Origin of the sequence: Staphylococcus sp. HMSC34G04, assembly GCF_001838765.1 — a bacterium.
GTDB lineage: Bacteria > Bacillota > Bacilli > Staphylococcales > Staphylococcaceae > Staphylococcus > Staphylococcus epidermidis.
Genome location: NZ_KV838690.1, coordinates 54,935 through 78,615 on the forward strand (window position 1 = coordinate 54,935; position 23,681 = coordinate 78,615).

The following is a 23,681-nucleotide window of genomic DNA, read 5'->3' on the forward strand; positions in this document are numbered from 1 at the left end:
CTTCAACGTTTCAACTCCTTTTTATTATTTATGAACGAATATAAAATATAATATGAACAAAGCCATTAAAAAGTACATAATAGGATGAACTTCTTTATACTTTTTAGTAATAATCATTGTTATTGGATAAAAAATAAATCCACATGCAATACCAGTGGCAATAGAATAAGACAATGGCATCATAATGATTGTAATAAAAGCTGGTACCGCAACTTCAAATTGCTTCCAATTTATATCAGCAAAATTAGCCGCCATCAGTACACCTACTACGACTAAAGCAGGTGTAGTTACTGCACTTGTTACAACTTCAATTAACGGACTGAAGAATAATGCTAATAAGAAACAAACACCCGTAACTATACTTGCAAATCCTGTTCTAGCACCTACAGCTACACCAGAAGTAGACTCAATATATGATGTTGTGGTAGTTGTACCAAACACAGACCCTACAATAGTCGCTAAAGAGTCAGAGAATAACGCTCTTCCAGCTCTCGGTAATTTGTTATCTTTCATCAATCCTGCTTGCGTGGCAACAGCTACTAACGTACCAGCTGTATCAAAGAAATCAATGAATAAGAACGTTAAAATAACAATTAGGAATTGAATTGTAAACAGTTGACCAGGATCTTTAAATGATTCAAATGCCGCACCAAAGGTTGGCTTGATACTTGGCACTTCTCCAATTATTCCTGATGGTGGATGGATTTGACCAGTTAGCATACCCGCTACGGCAGTTACAATCATACCTACAAAAATTGAACCAGGAACCTTCATAGCATATAAAATGACCGTAACAATAATTCCGAAAATAGCTAAAAGTACTGGTGCCTCAGTCAAATGTCCTAGTTTTACTAAAGTTGAATCACTTTTAATTATTATCCCTGAACTTTGTAACCCCACAAATGTGATAAATAAACCAATCCCTGCCGAAACAGCTAGCTTCATTTGATGAGGGATAGCATTGATAATAACTTCTCTTAAACCAGTAACAGTAAGTAATGCAAAGAATATACCAGAAAATAGAACACCTGTTAATCCCACTTGCCAAGGAATTCCCATAGTTAATACTACTGTAAAAGCAAAAAATGCATTTAACCCCATACCAGGTGCTAAAGCTATTGGATATTTAGCAATTAATCCCATAAATAATGATCCAACAAACGCTGCTAAAGCTGTCGCTACAAAGATTGCTCCTTGGTCCATCTTCATATCACTTGTTGCACCTTTTACACCAGCTAAACTTAAAATTTGCGGGTTTACAGCTAGAATATATGCCATTGATAGGAAGGTCGTAATTCCACCTAAAATTTCATTTTTATAACTTGTCCCATGCTTATCAAACTGGAAGTACTTTTTCACAATGAATGCTCCTTTATTTGAAATACTTTAATAGTTTAATATCAAATTTCTTAAAAAACAATACCAAAAACGAACTTTTTAGTCTGAAGTCACAAAGAAGTTCGATATTTATCTACAATTTGAGATTTTTCAGAGCATCTTTAAATGGATTATTGTCGATTTCCTCTTTTTTATTTATATATTTTTTCATTTCCTTACGTGACACTTTACCATTCGTTTTTTCTCTCATTCTTTTGTCCATTTGTGATTGAGTTTCTGTATGGCCACATACACATCTATAAACAGCTTCTTTTCCTTTACCGAATAAGGTCATTTTTTTCTTACAATTAGGGCAACGTGCATTGGTCTTTCGTTGAATATTTTTCTTAGTTTTACATTTTGGATCTTGACATACAAGCATCTGTCCATTTTTAGTTTTGACTTTAATCATAAACTTACCACATGTTGGACACTCAGTTGTTGTTAAATTATCATGTTTATATTTTTGCTCACTGCTTTTAATTTTATTTACCACTTTAAATGTAAAGTTTTTCATTTCTTGTATGAATTTCTGAGAATTATATTTCCCCTTTTCGATAAGCATTAATTTTTCTTCCCATTGGGCTGTTAGTATAGGTGAGGTTAATTCACTTGGAGACAATTCTAAAATTTGTTTTCCTTTTGATGTAACTTTAATTTTGCCATCTCGCGACTCTAAAGCATTCATGTTAAATAACTTTTCTATAATATCAGCCCTAGTTGCTACAGTTCCAATCCCCCCCGTATGTTTAAGTGTTTTTGCATACTTTTTATCATTCAAATCAATGTGATTTTGTGGATTCTCCATGGCTTTAAGTAATGAACCTTCATTAAAATATTCCGGTGCCTTTGTTTCATGTTCATGAATATCAATACGATGTACATTAAATAACTGACCTTCTTTAAAAGAATGCGTTAAAGTATTCGAAGAGGGGTTATCTTTTAACGCTTTATATCCTAATTGTTTAGGTATTTTCTCTTTTAAAACAAAATGGTAACCTTTCAGTTGTGCATGGATTGTTAAAACTTCATATAAATAAGGATTCATTAAATTTTCTAAAAATCTTTCTGCTATTAGCATATAAATTTTAAACTCTCGTTGACTCAATTGTTCAATTGAAGGTCTAACTTCCGTAGGAATAATCGCATGATGATCTGAAACTTTTTGATTATTAAAAATATGCATTTTAGAAGAAAAGGTCTCAGATATTAAATCTCGAACATGAGATTTATAATCTGTAGCTAGAATTGCTCTTAACCGTTCTTGAATTGTATCGACCATATCATGTGTTAAATAATTAGAATCTGTACGGGGATAGGTTACTAACTTATGTCTCTCATATAAATGTTGTAATGTATTTAGTGTCTCCTTTGGCCCCATCTTGTAACGTTTATATGCCTCTTGTTGTAAATCTGTTAAATTAAATAAAGGTTGCGCGTAAGATTTCTTATTTTTTCCTTTAACTTCTAATATTTTTCCTTCTTGATGTTTAATTTCATGTTCAATCAATTCTAATTCTTTTTTATCTTTATATCGCTTTTGTTGGTTAAGATTTAAATCGTAACCATCAACATTAATGGATAACGTGTAATATTTTTCAGATTTAAAATAGTTAATCTCATCTTGTCTTGATTTAACTAACTGTATTGTTGGAGTTTGTACGCGACCTAATGATAATTGCGCATCATATTTTGTCGTTAGTGCACGTGTTGCATTAATCCCTACTATCCAATCTGCTTCACTTCGTGCAAGTGCTGCTTTATATAAATTTTGATACGCGTTGCCATTTTTCAACTGTTTAAATCCTTCTTGTATGGCTTTTTTTGTAACTGAACTAATCCACAAACGCTTGATTGGTTTTTTATTACCTACTTTATCTAAAATAAGACGAGCTACAAGTTCACCTTCTCGTCCAGCATCTGTTGCTATAATAATTTCTTTAACATTTTTATCTAAAATTAAAGATTTTACAACTTTAAATTGTCTATTTGTTTTACTAATCACTACTGTTTTCATTTTCTTAGGAATGATAGGTAAATCTTCTAAATTCCATTCTTTATATGAAGGGTTATATTGTTCAGGCGTTGCATTTGTCACAAGATGCCCCAATGCCCAAGTCACAATATACTGTTTCCCTTCTATATAACCATTACTTTTTTGTTGAAGATTCAAAGCATTAGCGATATCTCTTCCAACCGATGGTTTTTCAGCTAAGATTAAAGATTTCATTTTAATTTTCCTTTCACATTTATAAAGTACATCATGTTATAGAATTACATACATTGTAACATGTATCTTTTTTTGTATATTACTATATATAAAATTAATTAAGATAGTTATATATATGTACATATCTTGTTCAATCATATTATTCAAAAACTCATTATCTCTTATTATGAATATTTTCCTTACTAAAAATTTCAGCACTTTCAAGGTGTTGTTTTTTACTTCTTTTTTTAATTACTATAGAATGACTTCGAGTGTAATTGGGACACTTAATTTTGTTCTTAGGAGAGTGAGTAATAAGTGCAAATTGTAGATTTTTTGATAGCACTTTTACCAGCCCTGTTTTGGGGTAGTGTAGTCATTATAAATGTTTTTGTAGGTGGTGGACCATATAATCAGATTCGAGGTACAACTTTAGGGACACTTTTTATCGGATTTTCTCTACTAGCTACTGGACACGCAGCGTTTGATAATCTAACAGTAATTATTGTCGGTTTAGTATCAGGAGCTCTATGGGCTTTTGGTCAAGGAAATCAATTAAAATCAGTGCATTTAATAGGTGTATCTAAAACGATGCCTATTTCAACGGGTATGCAACTTGTCGGTACCACTCTATTTAGCGCTATTTTCTTAGGTGAATGGAGCACGATTGTTCAAGTAGTGCTGGGACTTATAGCAATGATTTTATTGGTTGTAGGTATTTCTTTAACATCACTTAAAGCCAAAAGTGAAGGCAAATCCGATAACCCGGAATTTAAAAAAGCAATGGGAATATTACTTCTATCAACAATCGGTTACGTAGGTTATGTAGTTCTTGGAGATATTTTTGGAGTAAGCGGTACAGATGCTCTCTTCTTCCAATCAATTGGTATGGCAATTGGAGGATTAGTTCTTTCAATGAACCATAATACTTCAATTAAATCTACTGCTTTAAATCTTATACCAGGTGTTATCTGGGGTATCGGTAACTTATTTATGTTTTATTCACAACCTAAAGTTGGTGTTGCAACTAGTTTCTCATTATCACAACTCCTAGTTATTGTTTCAACTTTAGGGGGTATCTTTATTCTAGGGGAGAAAAAAGATCGTCGCCAAATGATTGGTATTTGGTCAGGTATTATTGTTATAGTTATAGCTTCAATCATTTTAGGCAACTTAAAATAGAATTTTAAACTTTAGGGAGGTAACATAATGTTTGAAGAATTAGAAAATAAAGTGGTTCTTGTTACCGGAGCTGCCACTGGAATTGGCAAATCTATTGCTGAAAACTTTGGTAAAGCTAAGGCCAAGGTTGTTATAAATTACCGTTCTGATCGACATCATGATGAAATTGAGGAAATTAAACAAACTGTTGCTAAATTTGGTGGTCAAACATTGGTGGTTCAAGGTGATGTTTCAATTGAAGAAGATATTAAACGAATGATCGAAACAACAATTAATCACTTTGGAACTTTAGACATTATAATTAATAATGCTGGATTCGAAAATTCAATCCCAACTCATGAAATGTCGATTGATGACTGGCAAAAAGTGATTGACATAAACTTAACTGGCGCCTTTGTAGGTTCAAGAGAAGCCATCAATCAATTTTTAAAGGAAAACAAAAAAGGTACTATTATTAACATTTCAAGTGTTCATGACACTATTCCATGGCCTAATTATGTACACTATGCCGCAAGTAAAGGTGGCTTAAAATTAATGATGGAAACAATGTCAATGGAATATGCTCAGTATGGTATTCGTATTAATAATATATCCCCAGGGGCAATTTTTACTGAACACACTGAAGAAAAATTTTCTGACCCAACGACGCGTGAAGAAACAATAAAAATGATACCCGCACGTAAAATTGGAAATGCTCAAGATATAGCTAATGCAGTACTATTCCTATCTTCAGATCTTGCAAGTTATATACACGGTACAACATTGTACGTTGATGGTGGCATGATGAACTATCCAGCATTTATGGGTGGTAAAGGCTAAGTTGCATTTTTTCAATTTTAACTAGAAATAAAGTGTCATCATTTGATAGTGAATAGTAGTCTTAAAAAGCATCAGTCATCGGCTGAATATAAGTTACAAACTATAATAAAAAAGCTATGAAGATATCTACAATGATATATTTCTTCATAGCTTTTTTTAGTTATATATAAATGAGCATATTAATTGTGCAATCAATTTTTATACAAATGCAGCTTGATAAATATACAAAATGATAATGCTAATAATAATGGTTAAATTAGTTACCATTCCAACAAATGGTAATGTCTTATATTTGAATTGAATCGAATATGGTATGATTGCTACTCCTACTGGTAATAACCACGTTATAAGCAAGGTTGTTTTAATCATATCATCAGATACAGGTAATAAAAAGTGAACTAGTGTTCCAGCTAACACACCTAACCCGTAATGTAAACAAAGATATTTTATTGTTACAGGGAGGTATTCTCTCTCAATACTAAAATTAAGCATTACACCTAATAATATCATGGATAAAGGCATATTCGCCTTTGATAATACACTAAAGAAATCAATAGCTGGTTGCCATATATGAATATGAGACATATTCAATCCAAACATAATCATATAGGTTACTAATGGGACTGATTGAACTAATTTTTTCCCTAAAAATTTGAAGTTAAATTGGTCACTACCTTCGCTATAATAACTTCCTACAAAATAAGTAATACCAAACATGATAATGGCCCCACCAATATCAACCATTCCGAAATATATCATACCTTTAGATGGCCATATCGCCTCAACCAACGGATATGCAAATAAACCAATATTCATGGATCCAGTCATCATACCAACAGAACCACGCATATGGTTATCATATTTTCTAAAGAACCAAATTACAATAATTTTAGCTACTATACCGTAAATAATCATCATTATAGGCAATATTGAAAAAGATACATCTAATTTCGCACTATTTAAGTTAACTATAACGAGTGAAGGTAATGTAACATTTAACACTAAAGTTGAAAGTACTTGACTATCAGTTGCTTTCAAGTAATTCATACGTTTAAGAAAATAACCAAGTGCTATTAATAATATAATTATGACAAATTGTTCAGTCACATTGATTCCTTCTTTCTAGTTTATACAAATGAGTACTTTGATATCGTGTCCCTCTTATTTAGAAGTATCGTATTTCGTGATATAATCTTTATTAAATGTAAAAATTACTATTATTAACCCTTTGAAGAGGAGAATGATACGATGGACTTGAATTCAAAGTTATCAGAACTTAAATATGATTATACACGATTACAAAACGATTTAGAAAAACGTGAGTCGCTTCATCAAGATATTGACCCTCTACTTAAACAACTTGAAAATATTGAACAAGAAATCGCCTATGTACGTTCAAAATTAAATCAACAATCCTAAAATTTAGCACGTTGATTGTTTAACCCATAAGTATAAATTTAAACTACAAAATTTATTAAAATTTTTTTGCCAATTTTAGATGACATTAGAATCTAAAAATCAATGTTTTAAACATTGTTACCATATTGACAATCAATAAGCGATTTAACAAACACGTATTTCTAGAATTTTTAAATTTTGGTTTACAAAGCAACGTATGAAGCTACGACAACCAATTAATACGACTCATCTCTACTCGCATTCTAGTCATATGATTTTTATCGTGCTAATATATTATTCGTAATAGAAAGGGTGGCTTTTTATGAAACTTTATCTTATTTTATTGCCTGTTTTATACTTAATTGTTTCGTACATTAGTATTTTTAAAATGCATTCTGTCATAACTCGAATCTTGAGAATTGTTATGGGCATATTGTTACTATTTGTAGTTGCTTTGACGACGTTACAGTTCCCTAAAGAAAATTGGTGGGTATTTGTCGTTTTATTACTTTTAGTTGGTAATGTTGAAGTGACTGGTTTTAAAGAATTAAAAGATGATAAAAAAGGTGTTAGCATCTTAAATATCTTATCACTTTTATTATTTGTTATATTTATTATTTTAATTTTTATATTATATTAAATAATAAAAAAGACTTAGGTAAGTATAATCATCTTACCTAAGTCTTTTTTTACATATTAAACTTTTTAGTAAGTTTATTTTTCAAAGTGAATAAAATTTCGTACATAACCGGTACTACAAAGAGTGTGAGTAGCGTTGAAGAAATTAATCCACCTATTACTGTTGCAGCCATACCTTTGGAAATTAATATTGAACTGTCTTGACCAAATAACAACGGCACTAGTGCACCTATTGTTGCAATTGCTGTCATTAATATAGGTCTTATCCGTGTACCACCCGCTTCTATCAATGCCGATTTCATCTGCATACCTTGTTTTTCATTGTTAATAACACGATCGATTAATACTATAGCATTCGTAACAACGATACCAATTAACATAAGCATACCTATTAAACTTGGAACTGAAATGGTTTCTCCAGTAATGATGAGTGCCAGTACTACACCGATAACCGTAAATGGTAATGAGAATAAGATTGTAAATGGTGCCAGACCACCTCTAAATGTAATAACTAAAATTAAATAAACTATGATAATTGCTGCTATCATCGCCATTGCAAGCTGAGAAATAGCCTTATCAATGTCATCAGTAGCACCGCCGACATTAATTTTAATATGACTAGGTTTCTCAAGATCTTTCACTTTAGCCATGACTTGTTGAGATTTACCACCCACATCTTTATCAGTCACTTTACCTGTAACAGTCGTAGCATAATCGCCATCTTCTTGTGTCAGTTTACTTGGTGTGTATGATTTTTTGAGAGATGCTATTTCACTAAGTTTAATCGTACCGCCCGTAGGCTTATTTAGTTTAATGTTTTTAATTTTTTGAGAAGACCAATCTGTTTGCTTATTTTGTTTGACCTTTACATCGATAGATTTACCCTTTTCATTAACTGTAGAAATTGTTTTCTCAGGCAAGTTTTCATTAAGATTCATCGCAAGTTGTGCAGCAGAAATACCATTATCTGCAGCTTTATTTTGGTCAACTTTTATTTCATATTGGTCATACGTCTGTGATAAATCAGATTTAACATTCGTTATGCCTTTAATATCAGTCATCATTTTCTCTACACGGTTGACTGTATCTTTCATTGCACTTGTATTAGGTCCTTTGACAGTTACTTCAACAGAATTATTACCTGCTCCTGTTCCTAAATCTTGATTTTTCCATTCTCCAGGTTGTTTAAATGTCTCGATATGTTTAAGTACTTTATCAGGCTCTTCGTCAAAATTAGGCGTGTCAGATTGATATTTAATCATAATTGCCATGCTGTTAGTACTACCGGTAGGATCTTGTGGTGTAGGACCACCTATAGAATATTGAACAGTTTCTACTTTATCTTTTTTATCTAAATAATTTTGTACTTTTTCAGCATGTTGTGTTATAGATTTCTGTGTTTCTCCAGGTTTTGGAGTATATGTTAGAGCTAAAAATTTATTATCTCCTGTTGAAATATAACTCGTTCCTAGATTTCTTGCGCCTATGACCACACTTCCAACTAAAATAAAAATACTAACTATAAGCACAATCCATTTATGATTAAGTGACCAATTCAAAGCGCTTCGATAGGCTCTCCCAACTACTCCTAGACCTCCCTTTTGTTCCCTATTTTTAACGCCATTTTTAAAAAATGTTGCACCTAAAGAAGGCACTAGGGTAATCGAAACAAGTAGTGAAGCTAATAAACTAAAAGTAATAGCTAGCGCAAATGGTCTAAACATTTCCCCTACTGAACCTGACACAAACACTAGTGGTAAAAACACTACAATAGTAACAAGGGTCGATGACATAATAGGTTTAAATACTTCTCTAGTAGCGCTTATAATTAAATTTTCCCCTTTGAGCTTCTCATTCGGATCAGATAATCTTCTAAATATATTCTCAACGACAACTATAGAATCATCTATAACTCGCCCGATTGCAACCGTTAATGCACCTAAAGTAAGAATATTTAATGATACGTTGCTTAATTTTAATGCTATGAGCGCAATTAATATTGACATTGGTATAGATACAATTGAAATAGCTGTAGTTCTTATATTTCTTAAAAACAGAAGAATAACAATAATAGCAACGATCGTACCGAGAGCGGCCTTTTCAACCATAGTATAAAGAGAATCTTCAATAGGTTTAGCAGTATCCATAGTTTTAATAGATTTCATTCCACTCTCATTACGTACAAATTCATCTACTTTTTTCTGAACTTCTCTCGCAACTTGCACAGTATTAGCATCTTGTGATTTCATAATTTGTAAGTTAACAGCATCTTTTCCATTTGTCTTGGATATAGAAGTACGTTCATCACCGACACTAATATCTGCTAAATCTTTAAGTGGTACAGATGGCATTTGGCCTTTTTGTGCCATATGAGTTGAACTATTAGACGTGCGGTTATTATCAGTTGGCATTAGACTATCATTGTCGGAATCGCTATCATTTTGTCCAGCTTGTCCAGAAATAGATAAAGGGATTTTAAGATTTTTAAAAGCGTCTACAGATTTAAATTGACCATCAACAATAATAGATTTATTACTCTTATTAAATTGGAAAAGTCCTAATGGCGTTTCACGTGTAGCCGTTTTTATATAGTTCTCAACATCATTTGCAGTTAAACCTTTTTCATCTAAATTTTTTTGTTTAAACTTTAACGATACTTCACGATTAGTTTGACCGTTTAATTGTGCATTTTGCACACCATCAATGGTTTGCAATTTTGGTACGAGCTGTTGATTTAACTTATTAGTAACGTCTTTTAACTTTTGATTATTACTTGAAAAAGAATATGCCACAATTGGAAAAGCATCCATAGAGTTCCTTGTTAATTCAGGTTCACCAACGCCGTCTTTAAACTTAATTTTATCGATTTCTTTTTTTAATTGTTCTTCAGCTTTATCCATATCTGTACCATTATCATATTCTACAGTTACTATAGAAGCATTTGGTATAGATTCGGTCTTCACACTATTTACGTAGGCCAACGAACGTACTTGATTATCAATCTTGCTACTTATTTCATCTTGTGTTGACTGGGGTGTTGCTCCAGACATTGTAGTTTGAACTGAAATAACTGGATTTTCAACATCTGGTAATAATTCAAGTTTTAATTTGGCGCTTGAATAAACACCACCTAATATAATTAAAACTACCATCAAAAAAATAGCGAATTTATTACCTAACGAAAATTGTAATAATTTTTTAATCATGCAATTTTTCCTTTCTTATAAAAAAATCTGAACGCTCTCAATTTATCATAGAAGCGTTCAGATCTGAATGTAGTAGTTATTTACCTTTAAGTTTACGTGATATTTTAATTTTGGCTTTCGTTAAACGAGGTTTCACTTTCTCAACTAAATGATATAACGGTTGATTTAATACATAATCAAATTCTCCAATTTTTTCACTTAAATATGTACCCCAAACTCGTTTAAATGCCCACAGCCCATAATGTTCTGAATCTTTATCAGGATCATTATCTGTACCACCAAAGTCATAGGTTGTTGCACCATGCTCTCGTGCATATTTCATCATTTCAAATTGCATGTGATGGTTTGGTAAGAAATCACGATAGTCATTCGATGAAGCACCATAGAGATAGTACGATTTGTTTCCTGCAAACATTAAGAGCGCACCTGACAAGTAAATACCTTCTGGCTCGCTTTTTTCAAGTTCTGTTAAATCAGATTTTAATTCATTTGTTTTTTTAATTTTATTTTCAATATCATTAAGTTTATTGAGTGTCTTTTTATCTTGCTTTTTTGATTGTAATTTCTCTTTCTCAGCTAATTGTGCTTCAAGGTCTTGATTAACCATATCTAATACTGGCTTGGGCTCTAATTTAACAAGGAAGAGTTCTGCATCACCGTCTTCATGAAGTGCATCATATATATTTTCAAAATAACTAATATCTCTAGTTAAAAAACCATCTCTCTCTCCAGTTATCTTCATTAAATTAGCAAAGACTTTAAGCCCCTCGCGATTTGATCGTTCTACTTTAGTTCCACGCTTAAGCGCAAGTCTTACTTTTGAACGATTTCGACGTTCGAAACTTTGAACTAATTCATCATCTGTTTTATCGATAGGCGTAATCATAGTCATTCTTGGTTGAATATAGTCTTTAGATAATCCTTCTTTAAAACCTTTATGTTTAAACCCAAGCTCACGTAAATTTTTAAGTGCTTCTGCACCTTTATCAACTTCAACATCGGGATCTATTTTGATAGCATACGACTTTTCATCTCTTGCTACTTCTTTAGCATAGCTAAGTAGAGCTTCTAACACTTCTTTATTATTATAATCAGCTACAAATCCCCTAGATACATAGCATAAAGTGTATGGGAGTTTAGGTATTTTTTTGAATAGTAGCTGGCCAACACCTTTAATTTGACCATTTTCACCGACAGCAATTCTTCTCGAATACCATCCTGTTAATTTTTTCGTATCTGCCCACTTAGATAATTGTAATAAATCACCATTGGGATGAGATTTCACAAATGCGTCATGTTGTTGATTAGTGATGTTCATCTTTTCCATGGTTTAAAATATCTCCTTTATTTTACAGTAATTTTAATTATACATCTTAATAAGAACGATGTCGACGATGTCACTTTCAAACCGTTTTAGTTCTTTCAATACTATTACCCTTGATATAATGGTTACTAACAACTAGTAAAGAGGTTTTTATATGAGAAAGTTTATTTTATTATTATTTATTATCCTAAATCTCGTAGCAATCATTATTACAATCAATCACCCACTAACAATTTCATATTTTAGTCTTCGTGTCATCTTCGTAGCATTTATATTTATTATATCCATATTTTTTATTTTTTTACGTACTACAAACTATGAATTGATTCTAAGTATTTTATCTACCGTTTTCGCTTTCGTACACATCGGTTTAATTATTCACAGTGCATATCTATATTTATACTAGTTGGGTGGCTCAAAACGATATTTAGCACCACGTATAAATATTGAGTATGGAGCTGTGGCATGGATATCGGTCATTATTAATGTATGAAAACCGGAATCTTTGCCGTCTTCTATTTTATAAATAACTTCATCAGATTCTAATTTGAGATCAGTAGATGTAGCTGTTTCATTTACTATTTTCATGTTATACCATTCTTTCCAAAGACTTACTGTTGTTTCACGTTGAGTACTTGTAATAATCAACTCTTTAATTTCAAATTCTGACAAGTTGAAATTATGTATTTGTGATAGGTTTTGCTTTCTGCTGTTATCCCATTCTATAAAGAAAGGTGGTTTGACTCTATAGTCAGGGTTAGCAATATATAGCAATCTCCAACGTAATTGATGACCCTTCTTATTTTCTCTTTCCATGTCAATAGGACCAATTACATCAACGCCTCTATTTTCTAAAGTACTTTTAACTTGATCTATATCCTTTGTTCTAAATCAAATACCTTTAAAGCCTTGTTTAAAATGATCCTGCACTATTTTTGTAGCAAATGATACACGACCTTCTTCAGTTTTAGCTACATTGTTAAGTTTTGACTCATTTTCAACATCTAGCAATTCGATATAACTATTTTTAATCGGTGCTATTTGATTAAAGGTGCCCAAATGATGATGTCTTCCACCATTTTGCAATTCTAATATTTCTCCAGGAAACTTAAATGACTCTAATTGATGTAAATAGTGAATGATATGGTCTAATTTTAAGTTCAACTTTATCCCCTCCACATGTTATTGCTCATTTTAACAAAATCTAACTTTAATTACTTTAAATATTAAAAAGGAATCAAAGACCATTGCAAAATTCACATTTTAGTCATATAATTGTCTCTGTCTTTTAAATGGTTAGCTAGGCTAACTAATATAACAATGAGGTGTTAGATATTTTAACCAATGAATTTTTCAATAGTTTTATAGGTATATATAGACCCTATATTAAACTTACACAACCTATATTAGATCAGCATCAGATTCATACTGGCCAATGGCTTGTGCTAAGAGATATCGCCAATTATCAACCTACTACACTTGTAAAAATTTCTCATCGTCGTTCAATAGAAAAGCCTACAACACGAAAGTTGATTAAAGTATTGTTAGACAATGGTTGGGTTATGACAAAAACAGGAGTTGATAAGAGAGAGAAATTATTAAGTTTAACTGACAAAGGTCAAAGCCTCTTTGAAACTATTAATAAAAAGGTCACTGTCATTCAACAAGATATTATAAAAAAAACTGGATTAACTGATGAGCAAGTATTTGATATTACAAATGCGATGTCTCAAATTCATGAAGCAATGATAAAGGAGGAGCAGTAATGAATCAGTCTACAATAACTAAAGACCCCATCTTTACGAAGAGTTTTAATATTAACTTTGCTATTAACTTTTTTGTTTATCTATGTATGTATTTATTAATTGTCGTTATCGCGAGCTATAGTAAATCAGAATACCATGCTTCTGATTCTGTTGCTGGACTCGTAGTCGGACTTTTTATAGTAGGATCATTAATAGGTCGATTTGTAACAGGTAAATACGTCAATCGATTTGGTCCAAAAAAAATTCTCATTTTTGGTTTAATATGTTTAGTAGTAACACAGCTACTTTATTTTATACCTGGTTCTGTTTGGTTCTTAATGATAGTGCGTTTACTGAACGGCTTAGCAACAGCGGTTGCTACAACTGCTACAGGAACAATAGCAGCATATATTACACCACCTACACGCAAAAGTGAAGGTATCAGTTTATTCTCATTAAGTTTGGTGTTGGGAACCGCTATTGGCCCATTTTTTGGTATGTTATTGATGAATTCCTTTTCTATCAATATTTTATTTACTATTTGTGTAATTTTAGGTGTCATAAGTGGTCTATTATCACTATTAATTAAAATTAATTTCACAACAGTTAAAGAAAACACAATTACACATAAACGGTTTAATTTGGCTCATTTTGTAGCCAAAGAAGCCATTCCGGTAGCATTCGTCATGTTATTAATCGGTGTTACTTACGCTGCTATTTTAACTTATTTACAGGCTTTTGCTGTTGAAAGAGATCTAGTTACATCAGCAAGTTACTTTTTCATTTTTTACGCTATTGCGTCCCTCATAACAAGACCTATTGCTGGAAGATTGATGGATGATAAAAACGAAAATGTAGTTGTTTATCCAGCATTTATCTTCTTAGTATTATCTTTTCTTCTACTGATGCTTAGTTTTAACGGATGGGTATTACTTATTGCAGGTATCGCATTAGGAATTGGTTATGGTAACTTGTCATCTTCTATGCAAGCTATTGCAATAAAAGTATCTCCATCAAATAAATATGGCTTAGCTACATCAACTTACTTTATTGGTTTAGATATAGGAATTGGATTTGGACCATCCTTACTAGGTCTTTTCACACATATGATTTCTTATAGTCAATTATATGGAATCATGGGTATTTTAGGATTTGCAACTTTAGTCATCTATATTATTGTTCACGGACGTAAGGTTCACAGCACTTCATATTAACTGCTAGAATTTTAAAAAACTTCTAAGTTAATATACCTGAATATGCCAAAGTGACTTTTATGTAAATTTTATTCCAACATTGCTATATCACTCATATTAGGATGTAAATAATAACAAAAATAGCAGTTACCTTAATATTCATAAGGTAGCTGCTATTTTATAATTTATTTAGTCACTTTTAGATTTAAAATTTACTGCCCTCAATTTGCAATACTAATTGTTTCAATTTCTCCAGTCATTTTGTCCAATAATTTCTTTTGCTTTGCATCGAAGAAATAGTAAACTTGTCTTTCATCGGTTTCTGAGCGTAATTTAGAAATGAGTTCTTTCTTATAGATTTTACGAATAATCACATCAATTTTACTAGTATCCCATAACATCTCGAAATGTAATGTATCTCGTAACTCTTTACCACTAATTTTAGTGTCTGCATAGACCTTGTAAAGAACTACAAATTCTTCAATAGAAATACGATATGTTGTTTTAAGCCAATGCTTTAATTGACTTAATTCTCTCTCTGATTCAATAAAACGTTGTACTTTGTTACTCATAATAATATGCCTCCTAAGTTGATTCTTGGATGTTGTGTTTGTGTGATAAAACTCAATTGCTTATTTTTATTATATTACAGGTTTTGCATTTAATCTATAACAAATATTAAAATTGCCTCTAAATATTGTTTTGAAATTAAACAATTTAAACAATCAGTTATATGTTGAAAGGCATTTAAAATATCTAAATAGGTTTTGTCGTAGCTATATTAACTAACTAAATGTATAAAATTATGGATTTAAAATGTTTAACATGAAGACTTAAGCATATGTTGTCTATAAATACTCAAAACTGTATTAATTGTTTCTTGCTCATTTAATATAATTTATTAGTATTATAAACTTTTGAAACTAAATTTAAATGCTTATAATATAATGTCCAAATCCCATAAGTAGTAAAATTCTAAACTACGCCTATCCACCTATATAATTCATATTAATTTTTTTCTTTCTATTATTCTCAATAGTTTGCATCGTACGCTTATCAGAGTACTGATCGTTTCTAATACTCCACAATCGTTTAAATTGTGCTTTTAAATCATCATCTGTAGCTCCATTACGTATTAAGGCTTTTACATCAAACCCTTCTGAGGAGGCAAATAAACAACCATAAAATTTACCATCTGAAGACAATCGAGCACGCGTACATGTGGAACAAAATGATTCAGATACACTCGTAATTAGACCAAATTGTGCATCACTATCTTTATGTCGAAAATATTTAGCAACTTCCCCATAATATTTAGGCGCTACAGGACTTATCTCAAAATGTTGTTCTATCATATTAAGCATTTCTTCTTTAGTTACAACTTTATTGAAATTCCATCCATTATCGTTACCTACATCCATAAATTCAATAAAACGTACTTCAATATTTTTATTTTTAAAATAATCAATCATCGGAATAATTTGATTATCATTAACCCCTTTTTGAATAACCACGTTTACTTTAACTTCAAAACCTATCGATACTGCATAATCAATTTGTTCTAAAATTGTAGACGCTTTAATATTTCTATTGTTAATTTCTTGAAAAACGTTATCCTCAATCGCATCTAAACTTACATTAATACGTCGTAAACCAGCTTGATATAAATTTTTTCCATGTTTTTTTAATAACAAGCCATTAGTAGTCAATCCAATATCCTCTATACCATCTATGAGATTTAATTGCTCTACAAGTTTATAAAGATTGCGTCGTAAGAGAGGCTCTCCTCCTGTAATTCTTATCTTTTTAACTCCTAATTGAGCATAAATCTTTGAAATTCGTGTTAATTCTTCAAAAGTAAGCAATTCATCCTTAGGTAAGAAAGTGTAATCATCTCCAAAGATTTCCTTTGGCATACAATAATCACATCTGAAATTACATCGATCAGTGACCGATATTCTTAAATCCCGTATTGGACGACCTAATTTATCTTGTATTACCGTTTTCATTGTTGGACCTCCTTATTCATTTATCTGCTTTTTTAAAGAGTCCAAATCATGCTGAAAATTAATATTCTTATACCAATAATGAGGCGAGTCAATTTCAGTAACGTCTAACCAATCTGTTGATAATTGTTTAAAGACATGCTTTAGACTTAAATGATTTGAATTTAAAGCTTTTTCAATAAAAGGAAACGTCGAAAGTGTATAAAAACCAATCGTCGGTATACATATTTGTCCTTCTTTAAATGCTACAATATCTAAACGTGATTCAATTAAGTTTGATACCATGAAATGATATAACCCATTCACTGCTTTACTTGTAATCATTGGTGTATCAACAGATACAATGAAAAACAATTCTTCATCCATGTATTGCTTCATCACTGAGTAAATTCCTGTTAGCGGCCCTTTATTTTGATGATGTTCGTCATCAATAATCACATATTCATATTCAAACTGAGAAGCTAATTGTGAATTAGTGCTAATGATAATGCGATTAAACATATTTGTAGATTTTAACGTTTCTACAATTTTTTGATAAAAATATTGATTATCAATTTTAGCAAAAGCTTTAGCTTTACCAAATCGGCTAGATTCTCCACCTGCTAAAATAATTGCTTTCATCTTGATCAACCCCCACTGACCGGTGGAATGAGCGCAATTGTATCTCCTGGTTGGACCATATCATCTTGTCTGACGAATTCTTCATTAACAGCAATTTGAAATTTTTTTGATTTAAGTTCTCTATGGCGTTTTAATAAATATGACTCGAATTCTTGAACAGTTATTGTCGTATCTAAATGTATTGTTTCAGTAGATCGATTGAGCAACTCTTTTAACTCTGCAAAATATAAAATTTTCATCTTGCTTTCCCCTTTTTTGCTTCATTATATGTTCCCTTTTGATGGCCTTGCCATTCAGCACCATCATCCCAAATTTCCTTTTTCCAAATTGGAACAATTTCTTTTATGCGCTCTATGGCATATTCATTTGCTTCATATGCCGCTTTTCTATGAGGTGAAGATACTGCAATTAAAACTGCTATATCTGATATTTGTAACGGCCCAATTCGATGTACAATTGTTGTTATTGTTCCAGGCCACTTTTCTTCAATTTCTTTTCCAATTTGAGCTAATTTTTTCTCAGCCATTGGTATATAAGCCTCATATTCTAAGTGTTGTGTACGAATACCTTTAGTCCACTCTCTTACGTGACCAGTAAATACGACTACGGCACCTTGAAGTTCGTTAATCGTAAAATCCCTATATTGTTCTGTTTCAATAGGTTGAGTCACGATTTCAAATTGCTTCATTTAATTCATTCCCTTATCCTTAATTAATTTGTTGAGTAAGTGCTCAAGTTGATTATTTGCTCGTGGATGATTGGTTTCTATTTTCCCTATGACGTGAGAAAGTCTTTGTAGAGTTCTTAATTCATCATTATTTTTATAAACGATAATTTTATCATAATTTTCTTCTTTAAAGCCCTCAACTAAAATGATACTACAATCAATTGTAACAGAATTTTCAATTATTTCTCTAAGCGATTGTTTCTTATTACGTGTCACTGTTTGCTGTAAATGATGTCCCTGAACAATACTTTGATCTGCGCCCGCAGCAAAATGTTTCATGTGGTCAACATCAGATGACTGTAATTCAATTTCTTCACCAATATGCCCGTGATGTTTAATTGTTGCTACTGAATAACCTCGTTCTTTTAAAAATGATATCGCATGGTTCATCAATGTAGTTTTCCCTGAATTTTTCATACCTACAATTTGTAAAATCATAGTATCAATTCCTCTTCAAAACTATTAGATTCGGTCAAAATCACATCAACAATGTTACCTGCTTTAAATCCACGTGTACCACCAGGAAGCATAATCATAGCATTAGCGTGCGCAATAGCTACAACTGCACCTGATTTATTAAATCCAGATGGTATTACTGTCATTCCAGCTTTTGTTAATGTTGCCTTAGCACGAATCAATCGTGTAAATGGGTTAGCTTTATTAAAATCTTCCATAAGTGTAGCTTTGATTATTTGCGGATAACAAGCTTTAGCTCCCATGAGCTTATTTACAGCGGGTTTAACATATAATTCAAATCCTGTATAGCAGGCTGAAGGATTTCCAGATAAGCCAAATAAATATTTACCATCTACAAATGCAACCGTAGTAACACTACCTGGTCTTTGAGCCACTTTGTTAAATAGTATCTGCGCTTGGATGGACTTGTATATTTCTGGTAAGTAATCAAAATCTCCTACCGACACACCTCCAGTAGTAATTACTAAATCATGCTCTGATAAAGCTTTTCTTACGACCTCAATACTCTTTTCTAGATTATCATGCTGAACTTTATACATTCCAACTTGTATTCCGAATTGTTTAGCTAATGCTTTAATCATCGGTCCGTTTGAATTTCGTATCTTTCCTGGTTCAAGCTCATCTTCTACTTCAAGCAATTCACTACCTGTAGCAATTACTGCAACAGTTGGTTTTCGAGACACTCGCACTTTAGTATAACCGTATGTTGCTAAGACTGCTATCACACCAGAGTTAATACGCATACCTTTATGCAGTACGATATCACCAGCTTTTATTTCTTCACCTTGTAGTGAAATATTTTCTAAATGTTTAAAAGATTTTCTAATTGTAAAAGTTGTTTCAGATTCAATAGTTTGTTCAAACATTACTACTGCATCAGCTCCAGAAGGAATCTGAGCACCAGTCATTATTCGTATTGCTTGGTTTTTATCAATTGTTTTTTCTGAAACTGAACCTGCACCGATATGATCTATTACTTCAAATTCAATACGGTTTTCGCCACTTGCACCTTGTGAATCTTCACTTCTAATTGCAAATCCATCATAAGGTGATTTATTAAACCTTGGTATATCATAGGTCGCAACAATATCTTCAGCAAGAATATGTCCTAAACTTTCATCTAAATTAACATTGATATTCTTCACTTCTACATGTTGTTTCATAATACGATTAATTGCTTCTTTAACTGATATTGGCGTTCTTTTCTCTACAGACATACACTCATCTCCAAAAAATATTAATTTTCATGATATACTTACTCCTAATAGGAGGGAAAAAATGACTCATTTCACACATATTAATAAACAAGGTAATGCTAAAATGGTTGATGTTTCTAATAAGAAAATTACAAAACGTGTAGCAGAAGCACACTCAAGTATAATAGTTAATGAAAAAATTTATAGACAAATTACTCAAAATACTAATAGTAAAGGAAATGTACTTAATACTGCGCAAATTGCTGGTATCATGGCAGCTAAAAACACTTCTACAATCATTCCAATGTGTCATCCATTACCACTTACAGGTATAGATGTATCCTTCAAATGGGGTTCAAATAATGATGATTCATATCGTTTAAATATTACAGCGGTCGTGTCTACAACAGGCAAAACTGGTGTTGAAATGGAAGCATTGACTGCTGCTTCAGTTACAGCACTTACAATCTACGATATGACAAAAGCTATAGACAAAGGCATGGTAATTGGCGAAACGTACTTAGAATCTAAATCTGGTGGTAAATCTGGCGACTTCCACAGAAAAAATTTATAATTCTATTCATTATATACATTAAAAATTCCTACATTATATCTAAAATCTTGAAATTACTTAATTCCTTATGTCTTTATTTAATTCAAACACTAAGTGACTCAATTCAGGTTTAATTAATTTTTCTATTGCAAGTTTAATTGCACCTGTTGAGCCAGGAAGTGCAAAAATCAAGGTATTATCACAGGTACCTGCAATAGCTCGAGTTAATAATGCTCTTGTACCAACATCTTCGGTATAACTTAAGTATCTAAATAATTCACCAAAACCTTCTAATTCTTTAGTTAATAATGGGCGAACAGCTTCTATTGTCACATCTCTTTGTGAGATACCTGTTCCTCCCGTTGTAATAATGACATCTAGTTGATTTGGTGAAGCTAACCAAAGCTTAAGTTGGTGTGTAATAGCTTCTATATCGTCTTTAACAATTCGATAATAATTAATATCAACATGATTTTCATGTTGATTTATCAAAGATTGAATCAGTTGACCACCTTTATCAGAATCATAATCTCTCGTATCCGATACAGTCAAAATTGCTACATGAATCGGTCTGTTTAAATGAATATTCTGATGTTGATGTTTGTGCATGTTTATCCACTCCCTTATATTTAACCAAATAGTTGATGCATTAATTGAATTGCTTTTTTAGGTTCTGTCGTTCCATGTATCAAAAATCTACCTCCAGAAAATGCAACAATTCGATATTCTCTAAACCTAAACATTGTCATATATAAATTCGTACGATGTTGAATATGATTTCGCTCGAGAAATGATAGTAATATTTCCTGAGAAATATCAGCATTTTTATATTGAACAGTGTCTCTTCCACATAAGGTCGCGTAATCTTGTTGATGTTGATTAAGGTGTGGATATGTTGGAGCATGACCACATGTTTTACAATCTTCATTTTGCATACGACTAAAACCAAATGTATAATGATCCCCTTCCCAAATATCCCCGTAAGTGAAGTGTGTGTTAACCTTATTACCAGTCAATAACTTTAATGCATCACTGAGTTGTAAACTGGTTGTCATTGTTACAGCTGGTTGAATAACTCCAACCGTATCACATGTTAAATTAATAGATGGTAATTGAGGCATTAAGCAATTAAAACACGGTGTTTGCCCAGGAATAAACGTTGCCTGAACATATGTACTTTGAACAACACCACCATATATCCAAGGAATCTGATGTTTATAAGCAAAATCATTAATTAACTCACGCGTATCAAAATTATCAGTTGCATCTAATATAATATCGACATCTATTCCATGTTGCTCTAAGAAATTGTAATTGACATGCTCAATATAAGCATCTATCTCTACATCTTTACGTATCTCTTTTAAAACTTTCTGTGCAGCGATTACTTTTGGTAGTACATCTTCTGCATCACGCTCTATAAAGAGTGTTTGTCGTTGTAAGTTGCTAAATTCAATGTAGTCTCTATCAACAATAGTTAACTTATTTATTCCCGCTCTCACTAATCCCTCAGCTAAGTGTGTTCCTAACGCCCCCATACCTACTATAAGTACATGTTTTTTCTCAAGTTGACTTTGACCTTTTAAACCAATTTGCTTAAACAGCACTTGTCTCGAGTATCTTTCTTGCATCAAATCCCTAAACCTCTCTTTATATTTTGAATATACGAATAATTACTAAAATTAACAGGTAAATAGCACTTCTTGCTATATTTTTATTCAATCTTCAATTGTTATAATCTTATGTGCCATTTGTTGCGCTTCATAATTTGAATGCGTTACAAATATAATGGGAATTTTCCATGCTTCGAATATTTTTAAAATTAATTTGATACCTTCTTTTTTTGTCTTATCATCTAAACTTGAAAAAGGCTCATCAAGCAAAATTAAATCGGGTTTCGTACTTAGCGCCCTAGCTAAAGCGACGCGTTGAGCTTCACCTCCTGATAAGGTCACAGGATACTTTTCAAGTAAATGCTCTATTTTTAGAGTATGAATAAGTTTATTGATATGTTCAGAAGGCTTAGTCATAAACGTTATATTGTTATAAACATTCATATTAGGGAAAAGTTGATAATCTTGAAATAAATATCCTATACGACGTTGTTGAACCTTAACATTCAAATGATGTCGTGAATCAGTTAATACACGTTTACCAACCTTTATATATGAATAATTTATAGCTTTCAAACCGGCAATTATATTTAAAATTGTTGTCTTTCCAATTCCAGATGGTCCCTGTATCGCATATATCTTGGGGAGTTGATCATCTATGTTGATATTAATTTCCGTCTGATTAAGCACACCATTCAATTTAATTGTGAGCATTTAATCAACCTCCCTAAACGTATCACGATTAACTAGATTAATGGTCGCTATGACAGTTACCGCAAACGCAACTAATACAAGCACCCATAACCAAGCTTCATTTTCTTTCCCTTGCTCCACTAAGAAATAAATTTCTAAAGGCAATGTGTTTGTTTTGTCCGGAATATAGCCAGCAACCATCAAAGTAGCACCAAATTCACCTATTGCTCTTGCAAAGCTCATCATAATACCTGCAAGAATAGAACGTTTAGATAATGGTAACACCAATTTAAAAAATATTTTTGTTTCACTTGCTCCCATGGTTCTTGCAGTATTTAACATCTTTGAATCTATACTTCGAAACCCATTCACTGTATGTTGATACATAAGGGGAAAACTAACAATGACAGATGCAATCACTGCACCTGTCAAAGTAAATACTACTGGTAAGTGTAAGATATTAGTAAAGAATTCTCCTACAGGACTTCTTGTTGAAAATATAATTAATAATATAAAACCAAGAACAGTAGGTGGTAACACAATTGGTAAAATGATAAAACTTTCTAATAGTTTTACCCAATATCTATTTTTATTGTAAAGCCATTTAGAAATCAATATGCCAAAAATAGTAACTATTATTGTACTAATTAAAGCAACACGAAAAGAAATCCAAAAGGACGTTAAATCAGGCATAGCTCAGAAC

Annotated in this window: 24 protein-coding genes and 1 pseudogene; 8 read left to right on the top strand and 17 right to left on the bottom strand. The window is 31.8% G+C overall.

All coding sequences use genetic code 11. The features are described 5' to 3' along the window. Positions 1 to 24: 24 nt before the first annotated feature. Together HMPREF3241_RS01145 and HMPREF3241_RS01150 are read right to left on the bottom strand one after the other, a co-directional pair. Positions 25 to 1,359, bottom strand: coding sequence for an NCS2 family permease (locus HMPREF3241_RS01145; protein WP_002447326.1), 1,335 nt, complete (start codon positions 1,357 to 1,359; stop codon positions 25 to 27). Between the two features lie 112 nt (positions 1,360 to 1,471). Then, positions 1,472 to 3,607 carry a DNA topoisomerase III gene (locus HMPREF3241_RS01150; protein WP_002447325.1) on the bottom strand — a complete coding sequence of 712 codons (2,136 nt, stop codon included), beginning with the start codon at positions 3,605 to 3,607 and terminating at the stop codon, positions 1,472 to 1,474. 297 nt (positions 3,608 to 3,904) lie between these two features. On the opposite strand from HMPREF3241_RS01150, the gene HMPREF3241_RS01155 reads away from it, so the two are divergent. Together HMPREF3241_RS01155 and HMPREF3241_RS01160 are read left to right on the top strand one after the other, a co-directional pair. Continuing rightward, positions 3,905 to 4,768: a GRP family sugar transporter gene (locus tag HMPREF3241_RS01155; RefSeq protein ID WP_002447324.1), complete on the top strand. Its 864-nt coding sequence runs from the start codon at positions 3,905 to 3,907 to the stop codon at positions 4,766 to 4,768. A 27-nt stretch (positions 4,769 to 4,795) separates the two neighbouring features. After that, positions 4,796 to 5,587 carry a glucose 1-dehydrogenase gene (locus HMPREF3241_RS01160; RefSeq protein WP_070853389.1) on the top strand — a complete coding sequence of 264 codons (792 nt, stop codon included), beginning with the start codon at positions 4,796 to 4,798 and terminating at the stop codon, positions 5,585 to 5,587. 198 nt (positions 5,588 to 5,785) lie between these two features. Here the strand turns inward: HMPREF3241_RS01160 and HMPREF3241_RS01165 are convergent, their stop codons facing one another. After that, positions 5,786 to 6,694 (bottom strand): AEC family transporter, encoded by a 909-nt coding sequence (locus HMPREF3241_RS01165; protein WP_002447322.1) that lies wholly within the window; start codon positions 6,692 to 6,694, stop codon positions 5,786 to 5,788. Between the two features lie 141 nt (positions 6,695 to 6,835). On the opposite strand from HMPREF3241_RS01165, the gene HMPREF3241_RS01170 reads away from it, so the two are divergent. Further along, positions 6,836 to 7,006 carry an SE1832 family protein gene (locus HMPREF3241_RS01170; protein WP_002447321.1) on the top strand — a complete coding sequence of 57 codons (171 nt, stop codon included), beginning with the start codon at positions 6,836 to 6,838 and terminating at the stop codon, positions 7,004 to 7,006. A gap of 301 nt (positions 7,007 to 7,307) precedes the next feature. Continuing rightward, entirely contained in the window at positions 7,308 to 7,625 is a 318-nt protein-coding gene (gene mspA / locus HMPREF3241_RS01175; RefSeq protein ID WP_002438539.1) for a membrane stabilizing protein MspA, read from the top strand. 49 nt (positions 7,626 to 7,674) lie between these two features. Here mspA and HMPREF3241_RS01180 read toward each other — a convergent pair whose 3' ends face one another. Together HMPREF3241_RS01180 and HMPREF3241_RS01185 are read right to left on the bottom strand one after the other, a co-directional pair. Then, complete coding sequence (locus HMPREF3241_RS01180) at positions 7,675 to 10,830, bottom strand: efflux RND transporter permease subunit (RefSeq protein ID WP_002447320.1); 3,156 nt, start codon at positions 10,828 to 10,830, stop codon at positions 7,675 to 7,677. Between the two features lie 76 nt (positions 10,831 to 10,906). Then, positions 10,907 to 12,157 carry a lipid II:glycine glycyltransferase FemX gene (locus HMPREF3241_RS01185; RefSeq protein ID WP_002447319.1) on the bottom strand — a complete coding sequence of 417 codons (1,251 nt, stop codon included), beginning with the start codon at positions 12,155 to 12,157 and terminating at the stop codon, positions 10,907 to 10,909. Positions 12,158 to 12,308: 151 nt separating this feature from the next. Between HMPREF3241_RS01185 and HMPREF3241_RS12905 the strand changes: the two genes are divergently transcribed. Continuing rightward, positions 12,309 to 12,560 (top strand): hypothetical protein, encoded by a 252-nt coding sequence (locus HMPREF3241_RS12905; RefSeq protein ID WP_079994902.1) that lies wholly within the window; start codon positions 12,309 to 12,311, stop codon positions 12,558 to 12,560. Here the strand turns inward: HMPREF3241_RS12905 and HMPREF3241_RS01190 are convergent. Continuing rightward, a pseudogene (locus tag HMPREF3241_RS01190) lies at positions 12,557 to 13,318 on the bottom strand (VOC family protein). The gene HMPREF3241_RS12905 and the pseudogene HMPREF3241_RS01190 overlap by 4 nt on opposite strands. 161 nt (positions 13,319 to 13,479) lie before the next feature. On the opposite strand from HMPREF3241_RS01190, the gene HMPREF3241_RS01195 reads away from it, so the two are divergent. Together HMPREF3241_RS01195 and HMPREF3241_RS01200 are read left to right on the top strand one after the other, a co-directional pair. Beyond that, positions 13,480 to 13,920 (top strand): MarR family winged helix-turn-helix transcriptional regulator, encoded by a 441-nt coding sequence (locus tag HMPREF3241_RS01195; RefSeq protein ID WP_002447317.1) that lies wholly within the window; start codon positions 13,480 to 13,482, stop codon positions 13,918 to 13,920. After that, positions 13,920 to 15,113: an MFS transporter gene (locus HMPREF3241_RS01200; protein WP_002447316.1), complete on the top strand. Its 1,194-nt coding sequence runs from the start codon at positions 13,920 to 13,922 to the stop codon at positions 15,111 to 15,113. The genes HMPREF3241_RS01195 and HMPREF3241_RS01200 overlap by 1 nt, the downstream gene beginning before the upstream one ends. Positions 15,114 to 15,313: 200 nt before the next feature. On the opposite strand, the gene HMPREF3241_RS01205 is transcribed toward HMPREF3241_RS01200, so the two are convergent. The 7 genes from HMPREF3241_RS01205 to glp form a co-directional block, all read right to left on the bottom strand. Then, a complete protein-coding gene (locus HMPREF3241_RS01205; RefSeq protein WP_001832414.1) occupies positions 15,314 to 15,664 on the bottom strand; it encodes a SarA family transcriptional regulator in 351 nt (116 codons plus the stop codon). Between the two features lie 414 nt (positions 15,665 to 16,078). Further along, positions 16,079 to 17,101 (bottom strand): GTP 3',8-cyclase MoaA, encoded by a 1,023-nt coding sequence (gene moaA / locus HMPREF3241_RS01210; RefSeq protein ID WP_002447315.1) that lies wholly within the window; start codon positions 17,099 to 17,101, stop codon positions 16,079 to 16,081. A 12-nt stretch (positions 17,102 to 17,113) separates the two neighbouring features. Beyond that, positions 17,114 to 17,719 (bottom strand): molybdenum cofactor guanylyltransferase MobA, encoded by a 606-nt coding sequence (mobA, locus tag HMPREF3241_RS01215; protein ID WP_002447314.1) that lies wholly within the window; start codon positions 17,717 to 17,719, stop codon positions 17,114 to 17,116. A 5-nt stretch (positions 17,720 to 17,724) separates the two neighbouring features. After that, complete coding sequence (gene moaD / locus HMPREF3241_RS01220) at positions 17,725 to 17,958, bottom strand: molybdopterin converting factor subunit 1 (protein ID WP_002447313.1); 234 nt, start codon at positions 17,956 to 17,958, stop codon at positions 17,725 to 17,727. Beyond that, positions 17,955 to 18,407, bottom strand: a complete 453-nt coding sequence (locus tag HMPREF3241_RS01225; RefSeq protein WP_002447312.1) for a molybdenum cofactor biosynthesis protein MoaE — start codon at positions 18,405 to 18,407, stop codon at positions 17,955 to 17,957. The genes moaD and HMPREF3241_RS01225 overlap by 4 nt, the downstream gene beginning before the upstream one ends. Continuing rightward, the gene (gene mobB / locus HMPREF3241_RS01230; RefSeq protein ID WP_002475355.1) at positions 18,408 to 18,884 is read right to left on the bottom strand and encodes a molybdopterin-guanine dinucleotide biosynthesis protein B; all 477 of its coding nucleotides are present in this window, start codon (positions 18,882 to 18,884) and stop codon (positions 18,408 to 18,410) included. Next, complete coding sequence (gene glp / locus HMPREF3241_RS01235; RefSeq protein ID WP_002447310.1) at positions 18,881 to 20,140, bottom strand: molybdopterin molybdotransferase MoeA; 1,260 nt, start codon at positions 20,138 to 20,140, stop codon at positions 18,881 to 18,883. The genes mobB and glp overlap by 4 nt, the downstream gene beginning before the upstream one ends. Positions 20,141 to 20,201: 61 nt before the next feature. On the opposite strand from glp, the gene moaC reads away from it, so the two are divergent. Then, the gene (gene moaC, locus HMPREF3241_RS01240; protein ID WP_002447309.1) at positions 20,202 to 20,693 is read left to right on the top strand and encodes a cyclic pyranopterin monophosphate synthase MoaC; all 492 of its coding nucleotides are present in this window, start codon (positions 20,202 to 20,204) and stop codon (positions 20,691 to 20,693) included. A 57-nt stretch (positions 20,694 to 20,750) separates the two neighbouring features. On the opposite strand, the gene HMPREF3241_RS01245 is transcribed toward moaC, so the two are convergent. The 4 genes from HMPREF3241_RS01245 to modB all read right to left on the bottom strand — a co-directional run bounded on the left by HMPREF3241_RS01245 (position 20,751) and on the right by modB (position 23,671). Next, entirely contained in the window at positions 20,751 to 21,281 is a 531-nt protein-coding gene (locus tag HMPREF3241_RS01245; protein WP_002447308.1) for a MogA/MoaB family molybdenum cofactor biosynthesis protein, read from the bottom strand. Positions 21,282 to 21,301: 20 nt separating this feature from the next. Further along, a complete protein-coding gene (locus tag HMPREF3241_RS01250; RefSeq protein WP_002447307.1) occupies positions 21,302 to 22,303 on the bottom strand; it encodes a ThiF family adenylyltransferase in 1,002 nt (333 codons plus the stop codon). An 87-nt stretch (positions 22,304 to 22,390) separates the two neighbouring features. After that, complete coding sequence (locus HMPREF3241_RS01255) at positions 22,391 to 22,999, bottom strand: ATP-binding cassette domain-containing protein (protein WP_002447306.1); 609 nt, start codon at positions 22,997 to 22,999, stop codon at positions 22,391 to 22,393. Next, positions 23,000 to 23,671, bottom strand: a complete 672-nt coding sequence (gene modB / locus HMPREF3241_RS01260) for a molybdate ABC transporter permease subunit (protein ID WP_002447305.1) — start codon at positions 23,669 to 23,671, stop codon at positions 23,000 to 23,002. Between the last annotated feature and the right edge of the window lie 10 nt (positions 23,672 to 23,681).